The sequence below is a fragment of the Psychrobacter sp. FDAARGOS_221 genome, assembly GCF_002313155.2.
GTDB lineage: Bacteria > Pseudomonadota > Gammaproteobacteria > Pseudomonadales > Moraxellaceae > Psychrobacter.
Map to the genome: position 1 here is coordinate 1930545 of NZ_NWFK02000001.1, position 20783 is coordinate 1951327.

Genomic DNA, 20783 nt, shown 5'->3' on the forward strand with positions numbered 1-20783 from the left:
TTTGATTGTGAATAGCATTGCATGAGTAATGCTAATAGGTTTATATGACTAAAATATCAATATAAGACATCCTTTATGACAAAAATTGCACTCCTAGATTACGGCATGGGCAACCTGCATTCTGCCAGTAAAGCATTGGCCACAGTAGGCGCAGATGTCTCTATTACCAATGATGCAGCGGTGATTAAAGCGGCTGATAAGATTGTATTCCCAGGGGTCGGTGCCATGCGTGATTGTATGGCGCAGATGCGTGAGCAGGGTATTGATCAAGCGGTACAACAAGCGGTATTTAATAAGCCAGTGATGGCCATTTGTGTGGGTATGCAGGCGTTATTTACTGAGTCTCTAGAGTTTGAGCGTACCGCTTGTTTGGATGTCTTACAAGGGCAGGTCAAAAAGTTTGATTCAGCTTGGCAAGATCAGGCTAGCGAAGCCATTAAGATTCCACACATGGGCTGGAATACCATATCAGAGATGGATTTAAGCCATCCGCTGTGGCAAGGCATTGATGAGCATGCTCACTTCTATTTTGTGCACAGTTACTACTGCGCACCAGAAGATGAGTCAGTGATTGCGGCTGTGTGTGACTATGGGCAGCCGTTTTGTGCCAGTGTTATCAAAGACAACCTATTTGCCACTCAGTTTCATCCAGAAAAAAGCCACAATGACGGGCTACAACTGCTAAAAAACTTCGTTGAGTGGAAAATATAAGCCTGCCAACCCTTTAAAACCTCTATTTTGATGGTCTGTTAATATTGCAACCGCTGTTAACAGACCGTTAAGCCATATAGAAAACATCAACAAATCATAACCCATCTTTTTAATCAGTCTCTTATACTATGGCGTTCGTCTAGTACGATTGCTTTTGCTTGGCTTTTAATGAGCAAGCTGTTCAAGATGAGCCGTGTCTGTGTGTCGCATCAATCTGTTGCGGCGGTAGGATATTTTAAAAATCTAAGATAGATATAAAACAATTAAGATGGAAATAAGTTAACGTGGTAGGTTTTCAACAATTTAAAATACAAGTGATTGAGACGACAGGTCTTGAAAGGGATGCCTTACATATCTATGTGGGTATCAGTGTGTTTTTAATCAGCTTAATGCTGACTAAACCCTTGTTCCGACGCTATCTTACTCGGCTTAATATTGCCCTATTGATGGCCACTTTCTTTGCCTTATTGGGTGAGTATCTCGACCTAAGCCATAACTATCCGCATATTACTGGCGATCATTTAGAAGCCAGTATTCATGATATTTTGAACACCTGCTTTTGGCCTTATATGTTATATGCAATCAACCGCTGGACCTCTTTATTCGATAAACAGTCCTAACTGGTTGCTGAGTAATAGAGAAAACCAGAGCCACTTAATAGAAGTGACTCTGGTTTTTTTTATGTAGTCTATTTAAACAATGTGCTAAAGTTTGACTTTGATGTCGTCATTAGAGTTTGACGTCGTTATTTAAGTTTGGTTTATTTTATTTAGTCTACTGTAGAGGAATGAAATGTGAATACAAAACTACTGAAACTGATGCTGGCCACTTCTTTATCTATTACCGCCCTTCCAGCAATGGCCGACACCTTACTGTGCACTTATACTGCAGAAATTACAGAAGGTGATAAATATAACTCTAGTGGCACACGTTTAAACTCAGTGTCTGCCATTATTAGACAAGACAGAGCCAATCTATATGCCTTTGATATGGGCGATTATGGTGACGAGTATGATTGCCTATTTAGTAGCAAATCACAACGTGCACGTATTCCAAAAATGCTTTCTGCTGGCTACATTTCTCCTCAAACCAAAAAAGCCATTTTATATGGTACGCCATACATTCAAGTGAGAGTGTACAAAAATAGCATCCGTGTTGATCGCTATTAATAGCTAAGCAATAAACAGCTAAAAAAATGCCCGACCAATTGGCCGGGCATTTTTTATTATTAATGGTTTACTAAACCGCCTAACTGATCACTAAGATCAGAGATCATTAAGATCTATTAGGCTTGGTTTTCAGCGGCAAGTTGACGTAACACATAGTGTAATACGCCGCCATGACGCACATATTCACGCTCTTTTGGTGTTTGTAGCATGACATTCACTTCAAAGCTCTCAGTGCTACCATCGGCACGAGTAGCGGTGACAGTGGCGGTCTTGCTTTCACCATTTTCTAGACCTGTGATGCTCAATACTTCTGAACCATCTAGGTTGTAAGTGTCTGCATTTTCACCCTCTTTAAAGGTCAATGGCAACACACCCATACCCACTAGGTTAGAGCGGTGAATACGCTCAAATGAGCTGGTCAATACCGCTTTCACGCCCAATAAGATGGTACCTTTTGCTGCCCAGTCACGGCTTGAACCTGAACCGTACTGCTCACCGCCTAATACTACCAATGGACGGTTGTCTTGCTTGTACTTCATCGCTGCGTCATAGATGGCCATTTCTTCACCATCTTGTAACGTCGCTTTGTCGCCGCTGAAGTAGTAAGTATAACCACCTTCTTTACCACCCATCATTTGGTTCTTGATACGGATGTTGGCGAATGTACCACGCGTCATAATTGCATCGTTACCACGACGTGAACCATAGCTGTTAAAGTCTTCTTCTAACACGCCACGCTCTTGCAAGTATTTACCAGCAGGTGAATCTGGATTGATCTTACCGGCAGGTGAGATGTGGTCAGTAGTGATAGAGTCACCGAATAGACCTAAAATACGAGCATTTTCGATGTCTTTAATACCTTCTGGTTCCATCGTCATGCCATCGAAGAACGGTGGGTTCTTGATGTAAGTAGATGCTTCATCCCATGGGTACAGCTGACTGTCTGCTGAGCTGATGGCGTTCCACGCTGAGCTACCATCGAATACTTCGCCATAGTTCTTACGGAACATATCAGCGTCAATGTTGTTAGCGATTAGCTCATTAATCTCTTGCGAGGTTGGCCAGATATCTTTTAAGAATACATCGTTACCGTCTTGGTCTTGGCCAATTGGGTCTTTAGTCAGGTCAATATTAACCGTACCCGCTAGCGCATACGCAACAACCAGTGGTGGCGATGCTAAGTAGCTGGCTTTCACGTGTGAGTGAATACGACCTTCAAAGTTACGGTTACCTGATAGAACAGCAGAAGCAACCAGATCGTTTTCTTCAATACCTTGTTCGATAGACTCTAATAATGGACCTGAGTTACCGATACAAGTGGTACAACCATAACCGACCAGATAGAAGCCTGTTTTTTCAAGCGCATCCATTAGGTTGGTTTTTTCAAGATAGTCTGTAACCACTTTAGAGCCTGGTGCTAATGACGTTTTAACCCATGGCTTGGCTTTTAGCCCTTTCTCAGCTGCTTTTTTCGCAACCAGACCGGCACCTAGCATTACTGCTGGGTTTGAAGTGTTGGTACAAGATGTAATCGCAGCAATTACAACTGAACCATCACGTAGCTCATGGCTTTCGTCTTCGATATCTACCGTTGAGAATACATCTGGCTTAGCAGATAAATGCTCAGCTTGTTCTTGCTCACCGCCTTCTTCGTCAAAGCGCTCTTTACCTGCGATTTCTGATTTACGGTCTTTAGTCATTACTTGTAGCGTTTCATTAAACTTCTGATGCATATCAGATAAGTTAATACGCTGCTGTGGCAAGTTTGGACCAGCTAGAGCAGGCTGTACGGTTGATAGATCTAAGTGTAGATTGCTTGAGTAAGTGGCTGCTGGCGTGTTTTCGTCATGCCATAGGCCTTGGGCTTTAGCATACTTCTCAACCAGTTCAATTTGTGCTTCTTCACGACCTGATAGACGTAAATAGTCGATTGCCATTTGGTCAACTGGGAAGATACCACAGGTAGCACCATATTCTGGTGACATGTTAGCGATAGTGGCACGGTCAGCCAGAGGCATGCTGTGTAAGCCTTCGCCATAGAATTCAACGAACTTACCAACCACGCCGTGTTCACGTAGCATTTCTACCACACGCAGTACTAAGTCAGTTGCGGTAACACCTTCTTGTAGCTTACCGGTCATTTCAAAGCCGACCACTTGTGGGATAAGCATCGATGATGGCTGACCTAACATCGCAGCTTCTGCTTCAATACCGCCAACACCCCAACCTAAAACACCGATACCATTAATCATGGTGGTGTGGCTGTCGGTGCCGAATACAGTATCTGGATAAGCGGTTAGCTCACCATTTTGCTCACTGGCCATCACAACACGGGCTAAGTACTCTAAGTTCACTTGGTGAACAATACCGGTTGCAGGTGGTACGACCACGAAGTTTTCAAACGCGCTCTTACCCCAGTGTAAAAACTCATAACGTTCGTTGTTGCGTTTAAACTCGATCTTCTCGTTTAGATCCAGCGCATCTGCACGGCCATAAGTATCGACTTGTACAGAGTGGTCAACGACCAACTCACTTGGAATAAATGGGTTAATTTGCTCTGCATCACCGCCAAGCTTAACCACCGCATCACGCATCGCTGCTAAGTCAACAACAGAAGGTACACCGGTGAAATCCTGTAGAACCACACGTGCTGGCATAAAGGCAATTTCTTTAGAGGCTTCAGCAGCAGCGTCCCAGTTGGCAACGGCTTCAATGTGCTTTTCGCCAACAGACTGACCACCGTCTTCGTTACGTAATAGGTTCTCTAGTACGATTTTCATGCTGTATGGCAGACGATTAATATTGGGGTATTTTTCAGCAAGCTTTGGCAGACTGTAATAGGCATACTCTTTGCCATCAACAGTCAGACTGTCTTTAACATTAAAAATATCGCTCATAGTGGCTTCCTTTTCTATTTATTAACTTATGTTTTTTTGAAGTTAGTATTAATTGAGGTGGCTGACAATGTATTCGTAATTATTAAAGACTCCTCAACAAGAGGCTTTATGTGTTAGTCGAATAACGTGAGCTTTTCCTTGAAGAGACATCCTCCCATCGCTTTTTGCGACAATGGCTAGGAGAATATGACAAATATAGATGGTGACATTTGCCATTACTAATAACATAACAAATATCGAGCAGATTATTAAGGGCATCTCGTGGTCACATCGTGGTGATATCGTAACAATTGGCCTTAAGTGGTGCTTAATTTTGGCCATAGACTCAGCTTGTGGTTTTATTAACTGGTTTAACTCAAATAGCAGTTGGTGAGGGTAGGCATGATGAGACCACAATATAAAATGACTGAATATAACGTTATCGTTATAAAACTCTTAATGGCTATAAAATCTAAATAGCCATTAAAAACTATATGGCCATTAATGAGCAGACACAAAAAAACTGGGCTAATGAATAGCCCAGTTTTTTATTGATAATGTTCGATAGCTTTTATGAACAGCCCATTTTATGAGCAAATCACTAGCAAATAAGTATTCGCAAGTTAGTGTCAGTAATAAGCCATCGAACCACCATTAGCTTCTAAATAAAATACTAGCGTGCGGCTGGTTTTTCAGGGTTATGATAACCACCATAGTATTTCACTGGAGACCAGCTAGGAGAGATAGGTGGTAGTTGAGGGTCTAGCTTGCTGTATTCGCCAGCACCATATACCACGTCGCCGCCAAGTACGGTTAATACCGACTCGATGGTTTTGATTTTCTCTTCTGGAACGGTGAAGTAGTCGTCAGATAATAGAACGAAGTCAGCATACTTACCTGGCTCTAGCGTTCCTTTAACGTTTTCTTCACTTGAGAACCATGCACTACCGCTGGTATATACTTCTAGCGCATCTTCTCTTGATAAGATGTTGTCTTTATCATAAAGCTGAGTGCCGCCAACTGTTTTACCAGTCGTCATCCAGTATAAAGAAATCCAAGGGTTATAACTGGCAACACGTGTACCGTCGGTACCTGAGCCTAGTGGGATACCCATATCAAAGATTTTCTTGAATGGTGGAGACGTTTTGGCTGCTTCTGCGCCGTATCTTTCAACGAAGTATTCACCGGCATAGGCCATACGATCCTGTACTGAGATACCGCCATTTAAGCGCTTGATTTCACGTAATGTTTCATCAGTCACTGTTTCAGCGTGGTCAATTGCCCAGCGCATTTCATTACGGATTTTACCGTTATTTTCACGGTCAATCTCATCAACAAGGTCAACGATTAGCTTGGTGTTTTGACCATAAGTTGAATGCTGTCTAAACGGCCAACCTTCATCAACGTGCATTTGGATAACTTTTTTGGTGTCTTCACGCCAGCCTTCGTTGTCTTCAATAGATGGCTTATCGGCTAAGAAGTTTTCAAAGTCACCTGCCGCCCAAGTCATGTACTCTCCGCCACCTTTAAGCTCGTAACCGTGCTCTAGTGAAGGATCTTCGTTAACAGAAGCGGTGTTGTTTGCCATCCACTGTTCAAAGGCAGAAATCTCTTTACCGGCTTCTTGTGGGAACAAGTAGTAAGAGATGCGCATTGATAAGTCGCCACTGGTGGCAAGCGCTTTAGAGGCTTCATAGTTTTCTGGGAAGTGGTGACCGCCGCCGCCAGCATCAATCGCACTGGTTAAACCAAAGCGGTTTAATTCATGGTAGAAGTGCTTGGTTGAGTTAATCATGTCTTCTTCTGATAACGCAGGCAGTTTACCGATTACTTGGTATAAAATCATTGCGTTTGGTTCAGCTAGAAGTACACCCGTTAACTTACCGTTTTCATCTTTTTCATAACGGCTGTCATCATTTGGTGGTGGCGTATTTTCATCAATACCCAGTGCTTCAAGACCGGCTTGGTTTAACCAACCACGGCTGTATAGATATAATACGAATGCTGGTGTATCACCAGTGGCTTCGTTAATTTCTTCAACCGTTGGCATACGCTTTTCTTCGAACTGATAAGGTGACCAACCGCCGATAACACGTACCCACTGACCTTCAGGCGTTCTGTCCGCTTGCTCTTTTAGCATGCGTAACGCTTCTTTTAGTGAGGTCACACCGTCCCAGCGTAGCTCAGTATTGTAGAAGCGACCGCCGCGAGTGATGTGTAAGTGAGAGTCGTTTAGGCCAGGAATAATAGTGCGGCCATTAGCGTCAATCACACGTGTCATCTTACCTTGAAGATTTAAGATGTCTTCATTGCTACCGGTGCGCAATACCTTACCGTTTTTAACGGCAATGGCTTCGGCTACGGTTCTTTTATCGTCCATCACCGCTACTTTGGCGTTGGTCACGATCATATCAGCGACTAAGTTCTTAGGTGTGCTCACTGAGCTTGGTGGATTCTGTACCGCACAAGCCGTTAACACACTGACTGAGCCGGCAAGCATAAGGAAGTTTTTTATCATAATAATGTCCTATTAACCGTTAAAAATGAAAAGGATGCTTTAATTTTGCCTCTAATTTTCACAATTTAGTAATTTGTTAATGTCGACTAAATCTAAGAATGTTAATTTAACATATAAACTTAACAGTGGCAGCCTATTGTAAAATTTAATAAACAAGAAATACAAATTGATACAATTTTTACGTTTCAGAAACGATGTTTCTACAGCATAAAAAAAGGTAGGGGCTTTATAACCTATGCGGCATATAGAGCACAAAAGGAGGCATAAAAAAGGGGCAGTCAATTGATTGACTACCCCTGATTGGTTTTCGAATATGGCTTATCGTTTCAAATAAGGCTAATCGGATACAGCGGATTGCTATTAGATTCTAAACGCTGGGAAGCGGCTATTAATCACGCTTTCGGCTTCGATTAAATTCATAATCTCATCGGCGATATTCTCTGACAAGCCTAAGTGAGTGGTAAAGCCAACACAAGAAGAGTTAATTTCACCCAGCACGTAGATGTCATTGCCTTTGTCATCGGTGTCCAAAATAAAGTCGGCCGTCCACAATAAAGGCAACGCATAACCACCTAAGCGTGCTTGTAGCATAGGAATGCTGGCCTCAACTTCATCGACCATCTGTTGCCACTGCTCAGGCTCATCATAGCGATAAGTGGCCCCTGAGAATAAGGTAGCAGAGAAGGCATCAGCAGAGTCGTCCGGCTTTTTGTGTACCACAGACACGGCTTTGTCACGAAGCATTAGGACACGAATTTCGCCTTCTTTAATACGTGGCAAAAATGGCATATCCAAGATTAAGCCGCTATCACCTTCTAAGTACTGATAACAAAACTCGATAAACTCACCCAAGGTTTTTTCTTCGGTGTGGTTGTCACGCGCTTCGGTCAGTTTCAGTACCGCTTCGTCTGGTATTTCAGCGACGTCTTTGTATTTTTTAGGATCTTTTAGCTGAACGCGCCAAATGCCTTCACCGGTTGAGCCACGGTTTTGTTTTAACACACGTTCGCCTCTGGCTAGGGTGGTTGGGAAGTGTGCTTTCAACTCGTCATATTCATAATAACAATACACATCTTCCGGTACTAACGAGGTACCTTTTAGACGTTCAACCACGTTTTTGGCACCATAATTAATCATCACATCTGGATGCGGTAGGCCTTTAACGCCTTGATGTACCAGTTCGCGTAGCATTTGAAAGTAACCGGTTTCATCTTTTAGATTTCCTGGGTTAATACGGCTCACGTATGCATCGGCTTTATCGATGGTGTAGCGGTAAATTTCACCACGATTTTCATCGCTATAAAAAATAACCTCGGCACTCCAGCCACGCTTTTTAAGCGATTCAATAATAGGGTAGGTATCACGGCGATAGCCATATTTACTCTTGTCAGAGCCACCGCGGGCTTCAAAAATGACAACGTGTTTTTTCATAGTGAACTTCCTTTTTAAGCAATTGTATGTAGCAAATATTGTATGTGGTAGATAGCGATTAAATAGATAGCAATTAAATAGATAGATAGTGATTAAGTAATTAGTGGTTAAAGCTTTTGGGTTATTGGGTTTGAGTTTTAAATTGGGTTTATAGCGTCTATGTTATATAGCAAGGCTGTAGAGCACGTTTAACTAAAGGTCACTGACAATATGCGCTGTACAGTCTATCTGGCGAATATAAAAAACAGATGAAACATAAGCACTAAAAATAAAAAAATTGAAATATAAACAGATACTCAATAAGAGGTCGGTGAGGTAGGTTTGATTATACAGACAACACCAGGGTCTATAAGGTTTACTTGCGAGGGTAAACAAAGAGGGATGAGACAGAGATTAGCGCTCTATTTCAGAGCGCGAAAGTGTATACAAATGTGTGATGAAAAACAATACGTAAACTAACTTTTTTTACTACCTTAAAAGCAGCCATTGATGGCTTAGTAAAGCTACTAACTTAAAAGGGGTTAGCTAGACACTAGATATCCGTTAGCACAACAGCCAGTGACAAGGTAAAAATTAAAGCAGCTAAACTTGCTGAGTGTTTAAATACTGGATAACCAAGCGGTTAAATGACTCTGCTTTGCCAATGTGCGGCCAATGACCACAACCATTAAACACGTGCGCTTCAGCGTCAGGTATCGCTTGTAATAGCTGCAAGGTATAGTCTAACGGCACTACCTTATCATCGGCACCATGTATTAATAACACCGGTAACGACAATTGAGCCAAGGCCGATTTATCGAGTGGAAGTTGCTCCCGATCTCTATCACGTGCAGCCAATAGGATAGGACGTAATCCGAATTGAACTTCTTTTTGAGCGGCTTGAAGACGCAGTGACACCAAGGTATCACTAATGATGGCATCATTGCGAATATTCTTTTGTAAGTCTTGCTCTATCACTGCAGCGCTTAATGGCGGCTTCGCTGGTTTGGTTGACTTAGTGGCTGTGAGCGACTTATCCGCCTTTGTATCGCTTGCTGCCAGTAGAGCCTTGGTAACAGAGGGCTTGCGTGGCGCACCGCCGGTACCAATAGAGATAACACCCAAAATACGCTCTGGATAATCGAGTGCAAGCTGTAGTCCTACCCAACCGCCAAGCGAGCTACCCATCACCCACGCCTTTTCGATACCTAACGCATCCATTAAACGCAGTGTGTGTGCGCCCCAAGCTCGGATGCCATACTGACTCTCTGGTTGCGACTGTTCATCAGCTACTATCCCGGTTTTCGTTTTGCCATAACCGATAAAGTCAAACGCAATACAGCGCATGGCTTGGCTCAGCGTAGGGATGTTTAACCACCAAGTCACTGCTGCAGATGTGCCAATACCTGAGCCATGTAATAATAAAACAGGCACGCCATCACCCTGTTCATAGTAATGGGTCACTTCATTTGCTGAGGTGTTAATCCACTGATCTTTTAGATTAAAAAAGGGGTCAGTTTGATAGTCTGGAGCGGTAGCAGTCATAGGGTACTCATAATGAGATATTAAGTAAAAAGAGATTAGCTAAAGGCAGTGGTTCAATCAGCAGTGGTTTAATAAATAACGATAAGATAAACCAATGTCCGATAAATAATTATCAAATAGGGCTGCCAGCGTGATGGTTAATTTTTGGTTAGATGATTAATTTTGGGTTATTTGTTGATATCAACCATATCTATCTGAAAGGGGAAAGTAATGATATCAAAGGCTAGGGTCAAAGGTATTAGGGCTTGCATGCCTCTTCTGGCGACAATGCCGTTGTGTTCATCATAGCGATAAAACTTGATGGGCATCGGCTGTTTTAACCTATGTTGTAGTTGCTGCTGATTGGCAACAGGGGTGGTGATGGTGAATTTGAGGTTTTGAAGCATATTACGGTAGTAAGTAACGCCTTCTATCTCATACAAGTGGCTAAACTTCAGCTCTCTGAGCACCGCTTTTTCTTGATCCGTCAGCAATGCGGTTGGTTTTTTGAAGGTCAGCGTCATGTCGCTACAGCCATGCGAGGCAACGCAGTTATGCTTTTCTTCACCCATTTGTACTTGAATAAAGTTGACCTTTTGACGACCGATGCTGTCTGGCTTAATAGATAAGTAATTGAGGTCTAGTTTTTCAAAGATAGCAATCAGATTATCATTTTTGCTGTCGGTAGGCTGTATTAAATAGCTGTTTTTATTACCAGCCAATATCAAGGCATCCTCATAGCCAGCAATCGGCTGACTGGGTTTACCAATGGCAATAATCGTATCGTTTAGCGCCTCGTCTGCAACCCAACGTTTTGCAGTATTATCTTCAATTTTATCAGTGATATAAGAGGTAGTAATGCAGCCTGATAAGCTCAAGGTTGATAGTAACAGCAGCATGGAAATCTTTGATAGTGTCATAGTAAACTCTCAATGTTCAGCAGTAATACGCTCGACATACAGGCTAGTAATGATTTAAATGTTATTGTAAATTTGGGGGGTGCAAAAAGCCAGATTATTTTTAATATTGCTCATATAAAACCAATCTATTCACCGCACATAGGAGCTGTTATGACCATTAAGCCAATGAAACGACGTCAATTTATCAAGATCATGGGGCTAAGCTTAGGCGCAGTGGGTGCCTCAGCCACTGTTACTGGCTGCCAGACCATTAGTGGCATGATGAGTAAGCCCCTACCAGAAACGACGCAAGAGATGGGTCACTTTAGCAATATTATCGTTGGCAGTGGTTATGGTGGTGCAGTCGCAGCACGTCGTTTGACTGAGAAAGGTCATGAAGTGTTGATTTTAGAAATGGGTATGCGCTGGGACAGAACCCCTGAGAATGACACCTTTTGTAAGATGATCAATCCTGATGAGCGCTCGAGCTGGTTTAGCAATTTGCCGCATGCGCCCATTACCATTCCAAAGCCGATTAAAAAATACCCAGGCGTGTTGGATTTGGTCGAATACGATGAAATCAGCGTATTCACCGGGCGCGCTTATGGCGGCGGCTCTATCGTCAATGGTGCGATTGCCATTCCGCCAAGACGTGAGCATTTTGAAAATGTATTCCCATGGATTGATGCCGATGAGATGTACGACACCTATTTTCCATTGGCAATGAAAGAGTTAAAGGTCAGTCAAATTCCAGAAGACTTCTTTAATAACTCAAAATTCTATCAATTTACCCGCGCTGCAGAAGAGCAGGCAGAAAAAGCAGGTCTTAAAACTGAATTCTTCGCTAACAGCTATGACTTTGACTACATGCAACAAGAAGATAAAGGCGAAGTGTATCGCTCAGGCTTGGGCGGTGAAGTCATCTATGGCAACAATGCCGGCAAGTACTCACTGGATTTGACCTACCTAAAAGATGCAGAAGACACTGGTAAAGTGACCTTAAAAACCTTGCGTCAAGTGGTGTCTATCGAGGCGCTAGATGATGATAAATTGGCATTAGAAGTGCATGTCATTGGCAAGCGTGGCCACGTTGAAGCCATTGAGCGTTACACCTGCGATAAGCTGTTCTTAAACGCAGGCAGTATGGGCACCTCGGAGCTGTTGGTCAAAAGCGAAGCTGAGGGCAAATTAAAAAACTTAAACGAGCACATCGGCAAATACTGGGGCCCTAACGGCAATATCATGACCGGCCGCAACTTTGTTAACTCTGCCGGCTCAGACCAATCGACCATTCCAGTGAAAGGCATCAATATGTGGGATGATCAGCCCGAGTCTGAGGTCAAAATCTTTGCTGAAATTGCACCGCTACCACTGGGCATTGAAACATGGTCGACCTTATTCTTAGCCATTACTGACAACCCAGAGCGTGGTAATTACTACTACGATGAAGATTCAAAAACGGTGAAACTAAACTGGAAACGCTCGCAAAATGAGTATTCAGTCAACGGCGCTAAAAAGCTGTTAGACAAGTTAGAAGTCTCTAATGATGGCACCAAAGCAGGTTTGCTGTTTAATAACGGCTTTGGTGATGATTTTTGCTATCACCCGCTAGGCGGTTGTGTATTAGGTAAAGCCACTGACGAATTTGGACGCGTCAAAGGTCACAGTAATATTTACGTGCAAGACAGCTCGCTGATTCCAGGCAGTGCTGGCGTCAATCCATATGTGTTTATCACTGGCCTTGCCGAGCGTAATATGGCGACCATTGTGAAAGAAGATTTCTCGTAAGCCATTTTTTATAGTCAGAGAACTATTAATAGACTAATTTTAGATTAATACAAAAAAACGCCCTGATTGGGCGTTTTTGTTTTTTATTACACAACTAATGAACCCTTTTTAAAGCCACGCAATATAAGCCATTATCACAACCACTAAAGGTTTGCTCGGCTTGTTATTAACTGAGTTAATCCACATCATATATAACGGATATGGCAAAATCAGCTGAGCCGTTACCGTCTTCTGTAAAGGTAATCGCAAAATAAGCAGGGGAGTGGTCAGGCGAGGTCACCCACAGCTCACGCCATGTTTTTTTGGCCGGTAGGACCGGTTGGTTGATCAATAATAAACGGCATAATGTTATCTAATGGTTTGATATATCCTTTCTCAACCAGTGCAGCGGCAGTATCTTGGCGTAATATTTGATTGGCATAAGAGCCGGCTATCAGCTCAGGCTCGGGTTTAGAAGTGGTTGCTGATGATGAGGGCGATTGAGCCGATGCAGGGACAATGCCTGCCAATAACAGGCCAGTCAAAATGAATACGGGTGAGACAAGAGGCTTCATGAATAATCCTAAAGGTTGATTGGGTTTATCAGCAGACTGCTATAAAGTGGATATTCATCTGATAAAAAAATAACCTATTCTAATTAAATAATATCTTTTTAATTAAACAAGATTGCACTGATAAAAACAATGTCAGTTATAAAAAATGAAAACTCTAAAACAAGCTATAAAAACAACCCATACCTATACTCATACCTATAAAAGCATTAAAAAAGTATAAAAGGAATCGATAATGAAACTACGTATTCTAAAATCTGCAGTGACCAACCCTTGGTTTAATCTGGCTACCGAAGACTGGATATTTCAGGAGTTAGACCCAGGCTCACATACTTTATTTTTATGGCGCAATAGCGAGACCGTGGTGATTGGGCGCACTCAAAACCCGTGGGTAGAGTGCAAAATTAATAAGATGGAAGAGGACGGGATATATCTGGCACGTCGTCAAAGTGGCGGCGGGGCGGTGTTTCACGATTTAGGCAACACCAATTTTACTTTTTTATCGCCCAAAGATGATTATAACCAAGATGCCAACTTTACGATTATCGTTAATGCGCTTAAAAAGCTCGGCATCGATGCGACGCAATCAGGGCGTAATGACATGCACGTGGGTGAGCGTAAGATTTCTGGCAGCGCCTTTAAACATGCCTCTGACCGCAGCTTTCATCATGGCACGCTGTTGGTAAATGCCAATATGCAAAAGCTTGGTGATTATCTTAACCCGCATCCGCTTAAGCTCAAGGCCAAAGGCATTAAGTCGGTACGCTCACGTGTCGCTAACTTAATTGAGTTTAATCCGGATATTAATCATGAGATGTTGTCCGATGCCATTATCGAGGCGTTTTGTGAGTATTACGGACAGCAGGTCGAGGTCGAGGAGCTGGATGAAGCCAGTTTGTCGAAACAGCCGCATTTAAATAAATACTATCAGCAAATGGCCGATTGGGATTGGCGCTTTGGTAAGACGCCGCAGTTTAGCCATCACATCGAGACTCGTTTTGATTGGGGCATTATTGATCTTCATTTAGATGTACAGCAAGCGATTATTAAGGACGTGGTTATCTTCTCAGATGCATTGAATGTTGAGCTGATTGATGCGCTTAAGCAGACATTAACTGATACCAAATATACCATCGATGAGGTCAAAGCTAAGCTAGAAGCTTTAAAAAATAACCAGCCTGACATGGCCAATCAAATAGATGATTTTGAGAAGTGGTTAATCGGTGAGATGACAACCTAACCCTCGAAGTGTTTGCCAATTATCAACGTAGCTTTACACTTTATCACTTAATTATCACGCATCCTTCTTATAGTATAGATTAATAGCCAGTGACCTATTGAGTGTATTTGAGTCGCTTATTTTCATAATTTAGGAGTAATCATGTTGGATATAAAATCATTATTTAAACAAGAAGTAGAAAAAGAATTGAGTGATGTTGATGACTTTATCTTTATTCCTGAGCGCATCGAATTAAACATCGATGGTGGTGATTTGATTTGCGTGCTAAATACCGATGGTAGCGTTGATATTTTCTATATTAAACAAGGCGTTACTGAGGCGAGAGTGGCTGCGCGTAAGCATCCATTAACTGCTTTTGAAACCGAGCTACATCACGGTATTTATGATGACGTGATTGAAGATTTAATCAAAAGCGTCAATGAAACCCTAGAGGGCAAATCTAAGTATTTCGTTGATATCGTATTGCCATCAACAGCATCATTGAATGCGCCACAGCCAGAGTCTATCACTCCATCAAACACTCTGGATTAAAACAGCTAAACAGCTAAACAGCTAAACAGCTATATATACTGATATAAACAATGATGACAGTCTAATTCAGGCCAATCTTTGTTAATAAAAAGCCGAGTATCATTAAGATACTCGGTTTTTTATTTTATTAATTTGCTAGCTTTATTAATTTACTAGTTCTATTCATTTGCCAGATAAGTCCCGCTAGTTTATAGGATTAACCGTAAATGAGCGTGAAGCGCCGCGATACGCAGTGATGCTTTGGTCGGCGCCATTTTTCCAGTCGCCTTGATGTACGATGCGATAAGTGCCAGCTGGGGTATCCGCACCAATGCGCCAGTCGATAGTAACCTTGCTATAGCTAATGCCTTCACGCTGCCAGCTATAGGTCGTATCAAAGTCGGCATCGCTGAGGTAATCGACCCATTGACCATCAATCTGACGTTGGATGATTAAAAAGCTGTCTTCACTGCGTAAGTTATTCTTAGGATGGGCCCCACGGAATACAGCAGTGGCGGTATCACCCGTGTTATAGCTACTATTGGGCTGAGTAAGCACTTGCCCCCAGTGCTGGCTTGGTGGTGTATCATCAAAGCTGACACCTGGACGCTCAGCAAATGAGTAATCCGACAGCTGTGGTGTTGGCGCCCTATTGTCGCTATTACTAACAGCAGTATTGTCTCGCATGGCTTGTGCTAATTGCGTGTATTCTTGCAGATAAGCATTGCTCTGATAGGGGCCGTAAGCGGTAGAGGCGCCTTCATAATGCTGTAAGGCGTATTCTTCGCGCGTTGTCACGTAGCCGCTATAGTTGTTGGCCAAGCCGTTAACGATAACCGTATCGACGCCTGTGTCTTGCAGCTGGGTTAATACGGCCTGGCGTAATCGACGACCAACCATGGTTGTGGGCTCACCCGGGATGGCAACGATGGCCAAGTTACCAATGCGCATTAACTGCACAGGCTGTTGGCTATCGACCCAGCCCAACTTGCCCGTAGGCAGCAGGACTTTCTTTTCAGCTTGGCAATCATCTTGACTAACCGCTGACACCAGTGAAAAGGCACCGCGAGTGATGCTGCCAAGCAGTGTGGCAGGTGGCGGTTTTGGTTGAGAGTCGCTACGCTCACGGGTCATGCCTTCATAGATACCAGGAATGTTAGATGGGCCATTTTCGGCACCAGCAGCGAACGAGTAGCCTCGAGCGGCTTGGCATAAGCGCTGAGCACCGGCGCCTTGGGTATATTTGCCGTCTACTTGATAGCCTTGCAATTCAACCCAGCGTGCACGGGTCGCGATAGGACCAGATACGGTTTGTCCTTGTGACCACAGCTGTTTTGCTTTGTTCAGTTGCAATGAGCCATCGCGAATGACGTTTTCCCATTCATTGTCACTGCCTTCATAGCCAGCAGCAGAGTAGGCATTACCGCCAGCCGCGACCACATCGCCTGAGTCCGCATTGGCAAAGGCGGCGACAAAAGGTTTGCCGGTTTGGTTACTGATATAATCAGCGAAGCCAAGCTGTGCATAGCCTTTGTTGTCAGCACTTAGGTATTTGAATTGGCTACTAAAGCTGGTTGGATGTATCGCAAACCAGTTGATTAGACCCAAAGGGGTGCCGTCTGCGCTATCAAAGCGTAATTGAGTCATGCGCTCATTGACGTTGCTGGTGTATTTGTCAGCGTCTGCGTTGTTGTTATACGCCGGCTCAGAGCGATTGCGGGTAGCGCCTGATAAGTTGTCTTGTGCCAGTGATAATTGCCCTGGAGCGAGGGTATCGTGAGCACGCTCAATAGCTCGGACGATACCGTCAACAATGGCATTAAAGTTTTGACGGCTATAACCGGCTTGGGTGTCATCCATACTGGCAACTTGATACAGGCGTTGATGCGAGTAGCCAGCATTACCCACGTGGGTGTGGGTAGCGGTAAGCATCACATTGGTGTCATTATATAAGTCGCCATATTTGGCATGCAGCTTGTCGAGTACCGCCAATTTGACAGCGGTAAACATGGCGCCCATATCCGCTGAGACATACACTATACGGTCGTTAGCATTATTGATGCCCGTGTTAGCATCAGCATGAGTGTCAGTGCTAGTATTATCAGCGGTTGCGACAATATAGGCGTGCGCATACAGTCGATCGTTTAGGCCTTCGACCACTTGTTTGGCAGCATAACCAAACATGCCAGTTTCTGCTGCCGCACCTGTGATATCGGCTTGTCCCACACCCAGTAAATAGTCGCTGGCGTGTTGAGAGTTGGTTAATTCATGAGCTGGCGGGTTAGACTTTGATTCTGCTGCCAGTGCTGCGTTACTGACGGTCAGACTTAAGATACTAAGCAGTGTTGAGGCAGATAGGGTTAGCAGCGGCTTAATCAGTGTCTGATAGGCTTGATGATGAGAGGAATTGATGGTCGACATGAGCGGTTCCTTTGCTTGATACGCAATATATTCTTATAATTTTTTAGACGGCGATGCCTATACTTTTTATATTGGAGGTTTCACATGACATCCGCATCTGTTTGCCCCTGCCGCATCCAACCGGCTATTAGCCCTGTTTTAAATGATACTGATCAACCGCAGTTGCAGCAGCAACAGAATCTGGCTTATGCCGACTGCTGTCAGCCTTTGCACCAAGGTACCGCGTATGCGAAAACCGCTGAGCAATTAATGCGCTCTCGTTATAGTGCTTTTGTGATGTGCTTAACTGACTATATCGTAGACACCACGGTGCCGGCGCAGCAAGCCTCACTTGATAAATCCAGCATTGAGCGCTGGGCAAAAGAGACGCAGTGGGCAGGTCTACAAATTTTACAACATCGTCCGAAGTTGGGTAAGCGACATGCGCAAGTTGAGTTCAACGCTTATTTTCATCATTTAGATCAAGGAACACTGGCATTAGATGCGCATCATGAGCTGTCAGGCTTTGTATTAATTGACAATAAGTGGTACTTCCTAGATCCCACTGTCACTATGCCCGTTACTCAAAAGCAGCCTTGTATTTGTGGGTCAGGTGAGAAGTTTAAGCGTTGCTGCGGACCATTTATTTAGACACAGTTATTTAAGCTCTTGTATTTAGATACTGTGGTTTAACCTAGTTTGTTTAACGTTGCTTCTAGGCTCTGCTTTTATTAAGTCTTGCTGCTTTTATAAATCTAGTTACTAAATACTGGCACCGACTTCTCGAGCGATGGCAATCCCTTCTTCAACGGTTAAGTATTTGCGCAGGCTAGGGGTGTCTTGAAAGATGATATCGCCATCTTGGAATACCAAGCATTCATTCACCGCCAGTTGTTGCCAGTCTTCGTTATTGGTTAATGGAACAGTGACTAAGATAGTGACTTTATCATTTTCAGTGGTGACATCACTAAAGTTAATCGATAAGTCATCATCTGCCAGCTTCGCTTCACCAAATGGCGCTTTACGGGTCAGATAAAACAGCAACGAGTTGGCATATGCCAATTGCCAATCGCCATTTGATAATAGGCAGTTGAATAAACCATTGGCGGCTAAGTAGCGACATTGAGTGGTCAAAAATCGGAACAGCTCTTGGTCGGACGGACGCTCTTTGTAGGTCGACTTTAAGCGATTGATTAAATAACAAAACGCCGCTTCGGAGTCGGTTGTACCGACCGGACGACAGTGCTCGCTGTTGCCATTTTTTTGTAGGCGCTGACAACGTTGGATAAAGCTTTCATTCATCTGACCGTTGTGGGCAAATACCCACTGCTCACCCCAGACTTCACGGACGAACGGATGGGTATTGGCCAAACAGTTGGTACCTTGCGTGGCCTTGCGAATATGAGCAACCACATTGAGCGCTTTGATGGGGTAGTTTTTGACCAGCTCAGCAACCGGTGATTGAGAGCTTGGCTTGTCGTCATGAAACAGTCTTAGCCCACGCGCACGATTGCGGGCTAGGGTTTGTTGTTGAGTCAGTGCTGGATCATTGATGTCGCAAGCGTTAGGTTCAAAAAATGCAATACCAAAGCCATCGTTATGATGGTCTGTCTTGCCACCACGGTTATGAAATCCAGTAAAGCTAAAGCCAATATCGGTTGGGGTATTGGCGTTCATCCCTAATAATTGACACATCTATTGTTTACCACCTATTTATGTTCATTACTTATTGATGCCATTACTGGTTGTATCAGCATCATCAGAACCAGAGTCAATGTTATTTAAAATCTGCTTGGCTTTGTCAAGGTCTTCAGCACGCACCCATAGCGTCGCACCAGAATTCATACCTGGAATAGCACTGAGTGCTTGTACAGACACATTTATATCGTTATTTTTCAATAAGTTAGCATGAATCTCACCTTGTATGTTGGTGTCGTAGCTGGCCAGTCTGTGCCAATCATCAACCTGATTGCTCATGTTTATACTCCTTAATGTTTCACGTGAAACAGCATGCTAAACCGCTAAGCAATAAGCTGTAGATTATTGGGTAGCCGTTTATTGAACGGCCACTTATGAAACAGGCATTTATTAAATAGCCGTCGCTGTCACTTGGCTCCAATGGTAAGCTGCCAGACGCTTCATCAAGTCTGGGTTTTTGACCATAATATTGTCACCAGTACGGCCTTGCTCACGGTTGTAATGAATGACGTTAAGACGCAATAACCAGAAGGTGACCGCTGCCATGGCTAACATAATAGGGAGCGCTTTTTGCTCAGCAGCAGTCAATGGACGAACCGCTTGATATCCTTCCACAAACGCCTGCATCTTTTGACGGTCAAATTCGACCAACTCGCCATTGCTTGCAGTGCCCCAAATGGTACAGAAATCATTGATAGTAATGGCAATATCCATCACATAATGCTCGACACTGACTTCGGTGAAGTCCAACAGGCCGGTTAGCGTTTCTTTGCCATCGGTTAAGTCCCATAGCGTATTGTCAGCGAACATATCTAAGTGACATAAGCCTTTTGGCAACTCATCTAGTGGTAAGGTTTCATAGCTTTGCCAGATATCTTGCATCAGCTTAGCTTCATCGGCTGGCATGTATTGAATCTCACGATCGCGCACTTGGTCCCAAGGATATAACGGCACGCCGTATTTTTCAGCAGGGGTCAGGCTTTGAAGCTCATTGTGTAAGGTAGCCAACGCTTGACCCATACTGCGACACATCGCCGCGCTGATCTGCTGCGGATGACCACCAGATAAGCAGGGCACAAGGGTAATGGCTTTGTCTTCGTACTGAATTAGATAATCCGGTGAGCCATCAGCTTTTGGCGTGCTTTTAGCCAGTGGCGCTGCTACCGGCAAGGTGCCTTTGAGACGGTTTAAAATGGCGGCCATTTTGGCAATATCTTCTGGTGGGCGCTCTTCAAATAAGGTGAATACGTAGGAGTAGCTGCCCTCTGCATCCTCAGTGGTTTGGATAAACCAGTTAGAGTTTTTGATGCCCTGAGTAATGGGAATGGCCTTGGCAAATGAAACGCCAAAGGCATGGCAAAAAGCGGCAAATTGGTCATCTGATAAGTGGGTATAAACAGACATAGGGCTCTCTTGATTTGAGGGTTACAGGTTAATTAGTTTATGACATTTATTGTTTATTATACCTAAAATTAGTGATCTGTCGCCT

17 protein-coding genes are annotated in these 20783 nt (G+C 43.7%); 7 read left to right on the plus strand and 10 right to left on the minus strand.

Translation table 11 applies throughout. The features are described 5' to 3' along the window. Positions 1 to 75: 75 nt before the first annotated feature. From hisH to A6J60_RS08115, 3 genes are all read left to right on the plus strand, one after another. A complete protein-coding gene (gene hisH, locus A6J60_RS08105; protein WP_096065537.1) occupies positions 76 to 711 on the plus strand; it encodes an imidazole glycerol phosphate synthase subunit HisH in 636 nt (211 codons plus the stop codon). A 284-nt stretch (positions 712 to 995) separates the two neighbouring features. Beyond that, entirely contained in the window at positions 996 to 1331 is a 336-nt protein-coding gene (locus A6J60_RS08110; RefSeq protein ID WP_096065538.1) for a hypothetical protein, read from the plus strand. A 174-nt stretch (positions 1332 to 1505) separates the two neighbouring features. After that, positions 1506 to 1880 carry a hypothetical protein gene (locus A6J60_RS08115; RefSeq protein WP_096065539.1) on the plus strand — a complete coding sequence of 125 codons (375 nt, stop codon included), beginning with the start codon at positions 1506 to 1508 and terminating at the stop codon, positions 1878 to 1880. Positions 1881 to 1996: 116 nt separating this feature from the next. On the opposite strand, the gene acnA is transcribed toward A6J60_RS08115, so the two are convergent. The 5 genes from acnA to A6J60_RS08140 all read right to left on the minus strand — a co-directional run bounded on the left by acnA (position 1997) and on the right by A6J60_RS08140 (position 11128). Further along, positions 1997 to 4777 carry an aconitate hydratase AcnA gene (acnA, locus tag A6J60_RS08120; RefSeq protein WP_096065540.1) on the minus strand — a complete coding sequence of 927 codons (2781 nt, stop codon included), beginning with the start codon at positions 4775 to 4777 and terminating at the stop codon, positions 1997 to 1999. Between the two features lie 652 nt (positions 4778 to 5429). Then, positions 5430 to 7274, minus strand: a complete 1845-nt coding sequence (locus A6J60_RS08125) for an amidohydrolase (RefSeq protein WP_096065541.1) — start codon at positions 7272 to 7274, stop codon at positions 5430 to 5432. Positions 7275 to 7634: 360 nt separating this feature from the next. Further along, the gene (locus A6J60_RS08130; protein WP_096065542.1) at positions 7635 to 8705 is read right to left on the minus strand and encodes a Cj0069 family protein; all 1071 of its coding nucleotides are present in this window, start codon (positions 8703 to 8705) and stop codon (positions 7635 to 7637) included. 582 nt (positions 8706 to 9287) lie between these two features. Further along, positions 9288 to 10229 carry an alpha/beta fold hydrolase gene (locus tag A6J60_RS08135; protein WP_096065543.1) on the minus strand — a complete coding sequence of 314 codons (942 nt, stop codon included), beginning with the start codon at positions 10227 to 10229 and terminating at the stop codon, positions 9288 to 9290. A gap of 167 nt (positions 10230 to 10396) precedes the next feature. Next, positions 10397 to 11128, minus strand: coding sequence for a hypothetical protein (locus tag A6J60_RS08140; RefSeq protein WP_127891442.1), 732 nt, complete (start codon positions 11126 to 11128; stop codon positions 10397 to 10399). A 150-nt stretch (positions 11129 to 11278) separates the two neighbouring features. Between A6J60_RS08140 and A6J60_RS08145 the strand changes: the two genes are divergently transcribed. Then, the gene (locus tag A6J60_RS08145) at positions 11279 to 12895 is read left to right on the plus strand and encodes a GMC oxidoreductase (RefSeq protein ID WP_264755572.1); all 1617 of its coding nucleotides are present in this window, start codon (positions 11279 to 11281) and stop codon (positions 12893 to 12895) included. A gap of 287 nt (positions 12896 to 13182) precedes the next feature. Here A6J60_RS08145 and A6J60_RS08150 read toward each other — a convergent pair whose 3' ends face one another. Continuing rightward, positions 13183 to 13449 (minus strand): hypothetical protein, encoded by a 267-nt coding sequence (locus tag A6J60_RS08150; RefSeq protein ID WP_096065545.1) that lies wholly within the window; start codon positions 13447 to 13449, stop codon positions 13183 to 13185. Positions 13450 to 13681: 232 nt separating this feature from the next. Between A6J60_RS08150 and A6J60_RS08155 the strand changes: the two genes are divergently transcribed. Next, a complete protein-coding gene (locus A6J60_RS08155; RefSeq protein WP_096065546.1) occupies positions 13682 to 14686 on the plus strand; it encodes a lipoate--protein ligase in 1005 nt (334 codons plus the stop codon). Positions 14687 to 14827: 141 nt separating this feature from the next. Next, complete coding sequence (locus tag A6J60_RS08160) at positions 14828 to 15217, plus strand: hypothetical protein (RefSeq protein WP_096065547.1); 390 nt, start codon at positions 14828 to 14830, stop codon at positions 15215 to 15217. A gap of 183 nt (positions 15218 to 15400) precedes the next feature. Here the strand turns inward: A6J60_RS08160 and A6J60_RS08165 are convergent, their stop codons facing one another. After that, on the minus strand, positions 15401 to 17617 hold the full coding sequence (locus A6J60_RS08165; RefSeq protein WP_096065548.1) for a neutral/alkaline non-lysosomal ceramidase N-terminal domain-containing protein: 2217 nt from the start codon (positions 17615 to 17617) through the stop codon (positions 15401 to 15403). Between the two features lie 84 nt (positions 17618 to 17701). Here A6J60_RS08165 and A6J60_RS08170 point away from each other — a divergent pair, with 84 nt between their 5' ends. Next, on the plus strand, positions 17702 to 18247 hold the full coding sequence (locus tag A6J60_RS08170; RefSeq protein ID WP_096065549.1) for a YchJ family protein: 546 nt from the start codon (positions 17702 to 17704) through the stop codon (positions 18245 to 18247). Between the two features lie 111 nt (positions 18248 to 18358). Here A6J60_RS08170 and A6J60_RS08175 read toward each other — a convergent pair whose 3' ends face one another. From A6J60_RS08175 to A6J60_RS08185, 3 genes are all read right to left on the minus strand, one after another. Continuing rightward, entirely contained in the window at positions 18359 to 19291 is a 933-nt protein-coding gene (locus tag A6J60_RS08175; RefSeq protein ID WP_096065550.1) for a class II glutamine amidotransferase, read from the minus strand. 27 nt (positions 19292 to 19318) lie between these two features. After that, positions 19319 to 19573, minus strand: a complete 255-nt coding sequence (locus A6J60_RS08180; protein WP_096065551.1) for a hypothetical protein — start codon at positions 19571 to 19573, stop codon at positions 19319 to 19321. 111 nt (positions 19574 to 19684) lie between these two features. Further along, positions 19685 to 20698: a homoserine kinase gene (locus tag A6J60_RS08185; protein WP_096065552.1), complete on the minus strand. Its 1014-nt coding sequence runs from the start codon at positions 20696 to 20698 to the stop codon at positions 19685 to 19687. Between the last annotated feature and the right edge of the window lie 85 nt (positions 20699 to 20783).

Bases quoted from the DNA above. Each gene is read 5' to 3' on its own strand.
- hisH (WP_096065537.1), top strand. From the start codon at position 76: ATGACAAAAATTGCACTCCTAGATTACGGCATGGGCAACCTGCATTCT.
- acnA (WP_096065540.1), bottom strand. From the start codon at position 4,777: ATGAGCGATATTTTTAATGTTAAAGACAGTCTGACTGTTGATGGCAAA.
- A6J60_RS08125 (WP_096065541.1), bottom strand. From the start codon at position 7,274: ATGATAAAAAACTTCCTTATGCTTGCCGGCTCAGTCAGTGTGTTAACG.
- A6J60_RS08130 (WP_096065542.1), bottom strand. From the start codon at position 8,705: ATGAAAAAACACGTTGTCATTTTTGAAGCCCGCGGTGGCTCTGACAAG.
- A6J60_RS08135 (WP_096065543.1), bottom strand. From the start codon at position 10,229: ATGACTGCTACCGCTCCAGACTATCAAACTGACCCCTTTTTTAATCTA.
- A6J60_RS08140 (WP_127891442.1), bottom strand. From the start codon at position 11,128: ATGACACTATCAAAGATTTCCATGCTGCTGTTACTATCAACCTTGAGC.
- A6J60_RS08145 (WP_264755572.1), top strand. From the start codon at position 11,279: ATGACCATTAAGCCAATGAAACGACGTCAATTTATCAAGATCATGGGG.
- A6J60_RS08150 (WP_096065545.1), bottom strand. From the start codon at position 13,449: ATGAAGCCTCTTGTCTCACCCGTATTCATTTTGACTGGCCTGTTATTG.
- A6J60_RS08155 (WP_096065546.1), top strand. From the start codon at position 13,682: ATGAAACTACGTATTCTAAAATCTGCAGTGACCAACCCTTGGTTTAAT.
- A6J60_RS08160 (WP_096065547.1), top strand. From the start codon at position 14,828: ATGTTGGATATAAAATCATTATTTAAACAAGAAGTAGAAAAAGAATTG.
- A6J60_RS08165 (WP_096065548.1), bottom strand. From the start codon at position 17,617: ATGTCGACCATCAATTCCTCTCATCATCAAGCCTATCAGACACTGATT.
- A6J60_RS08170 (WP_096065549.1), top strand. From the start codon at position 17,702: ATGACATCCGCATCTGTTTGCCCCTGCCGCATCCAACCGGCTATTAGC.
- A6J60_RS08175 (WP_096065550.1), bottom strand. From the start codon at position 19,291: ATGTGTCAATTATTAGGGATGAACGCCAATACCCCAACCGATATTGGC.
- A6J60_RS08180 (WP_096065551.1), bottom strand. From the start codon at position 19,573: ATGAGCAATCAGGTTGATGATTGGCACAGACTGGCCAGCTACGACACC.
- A6J60_RS08185 (WP_096065552.1), bottom strand. From the start codon at position 20,698: ATGTCTGTTTATACCCACTTATCAGATGACCAATTTGCCGCTTTTTGC.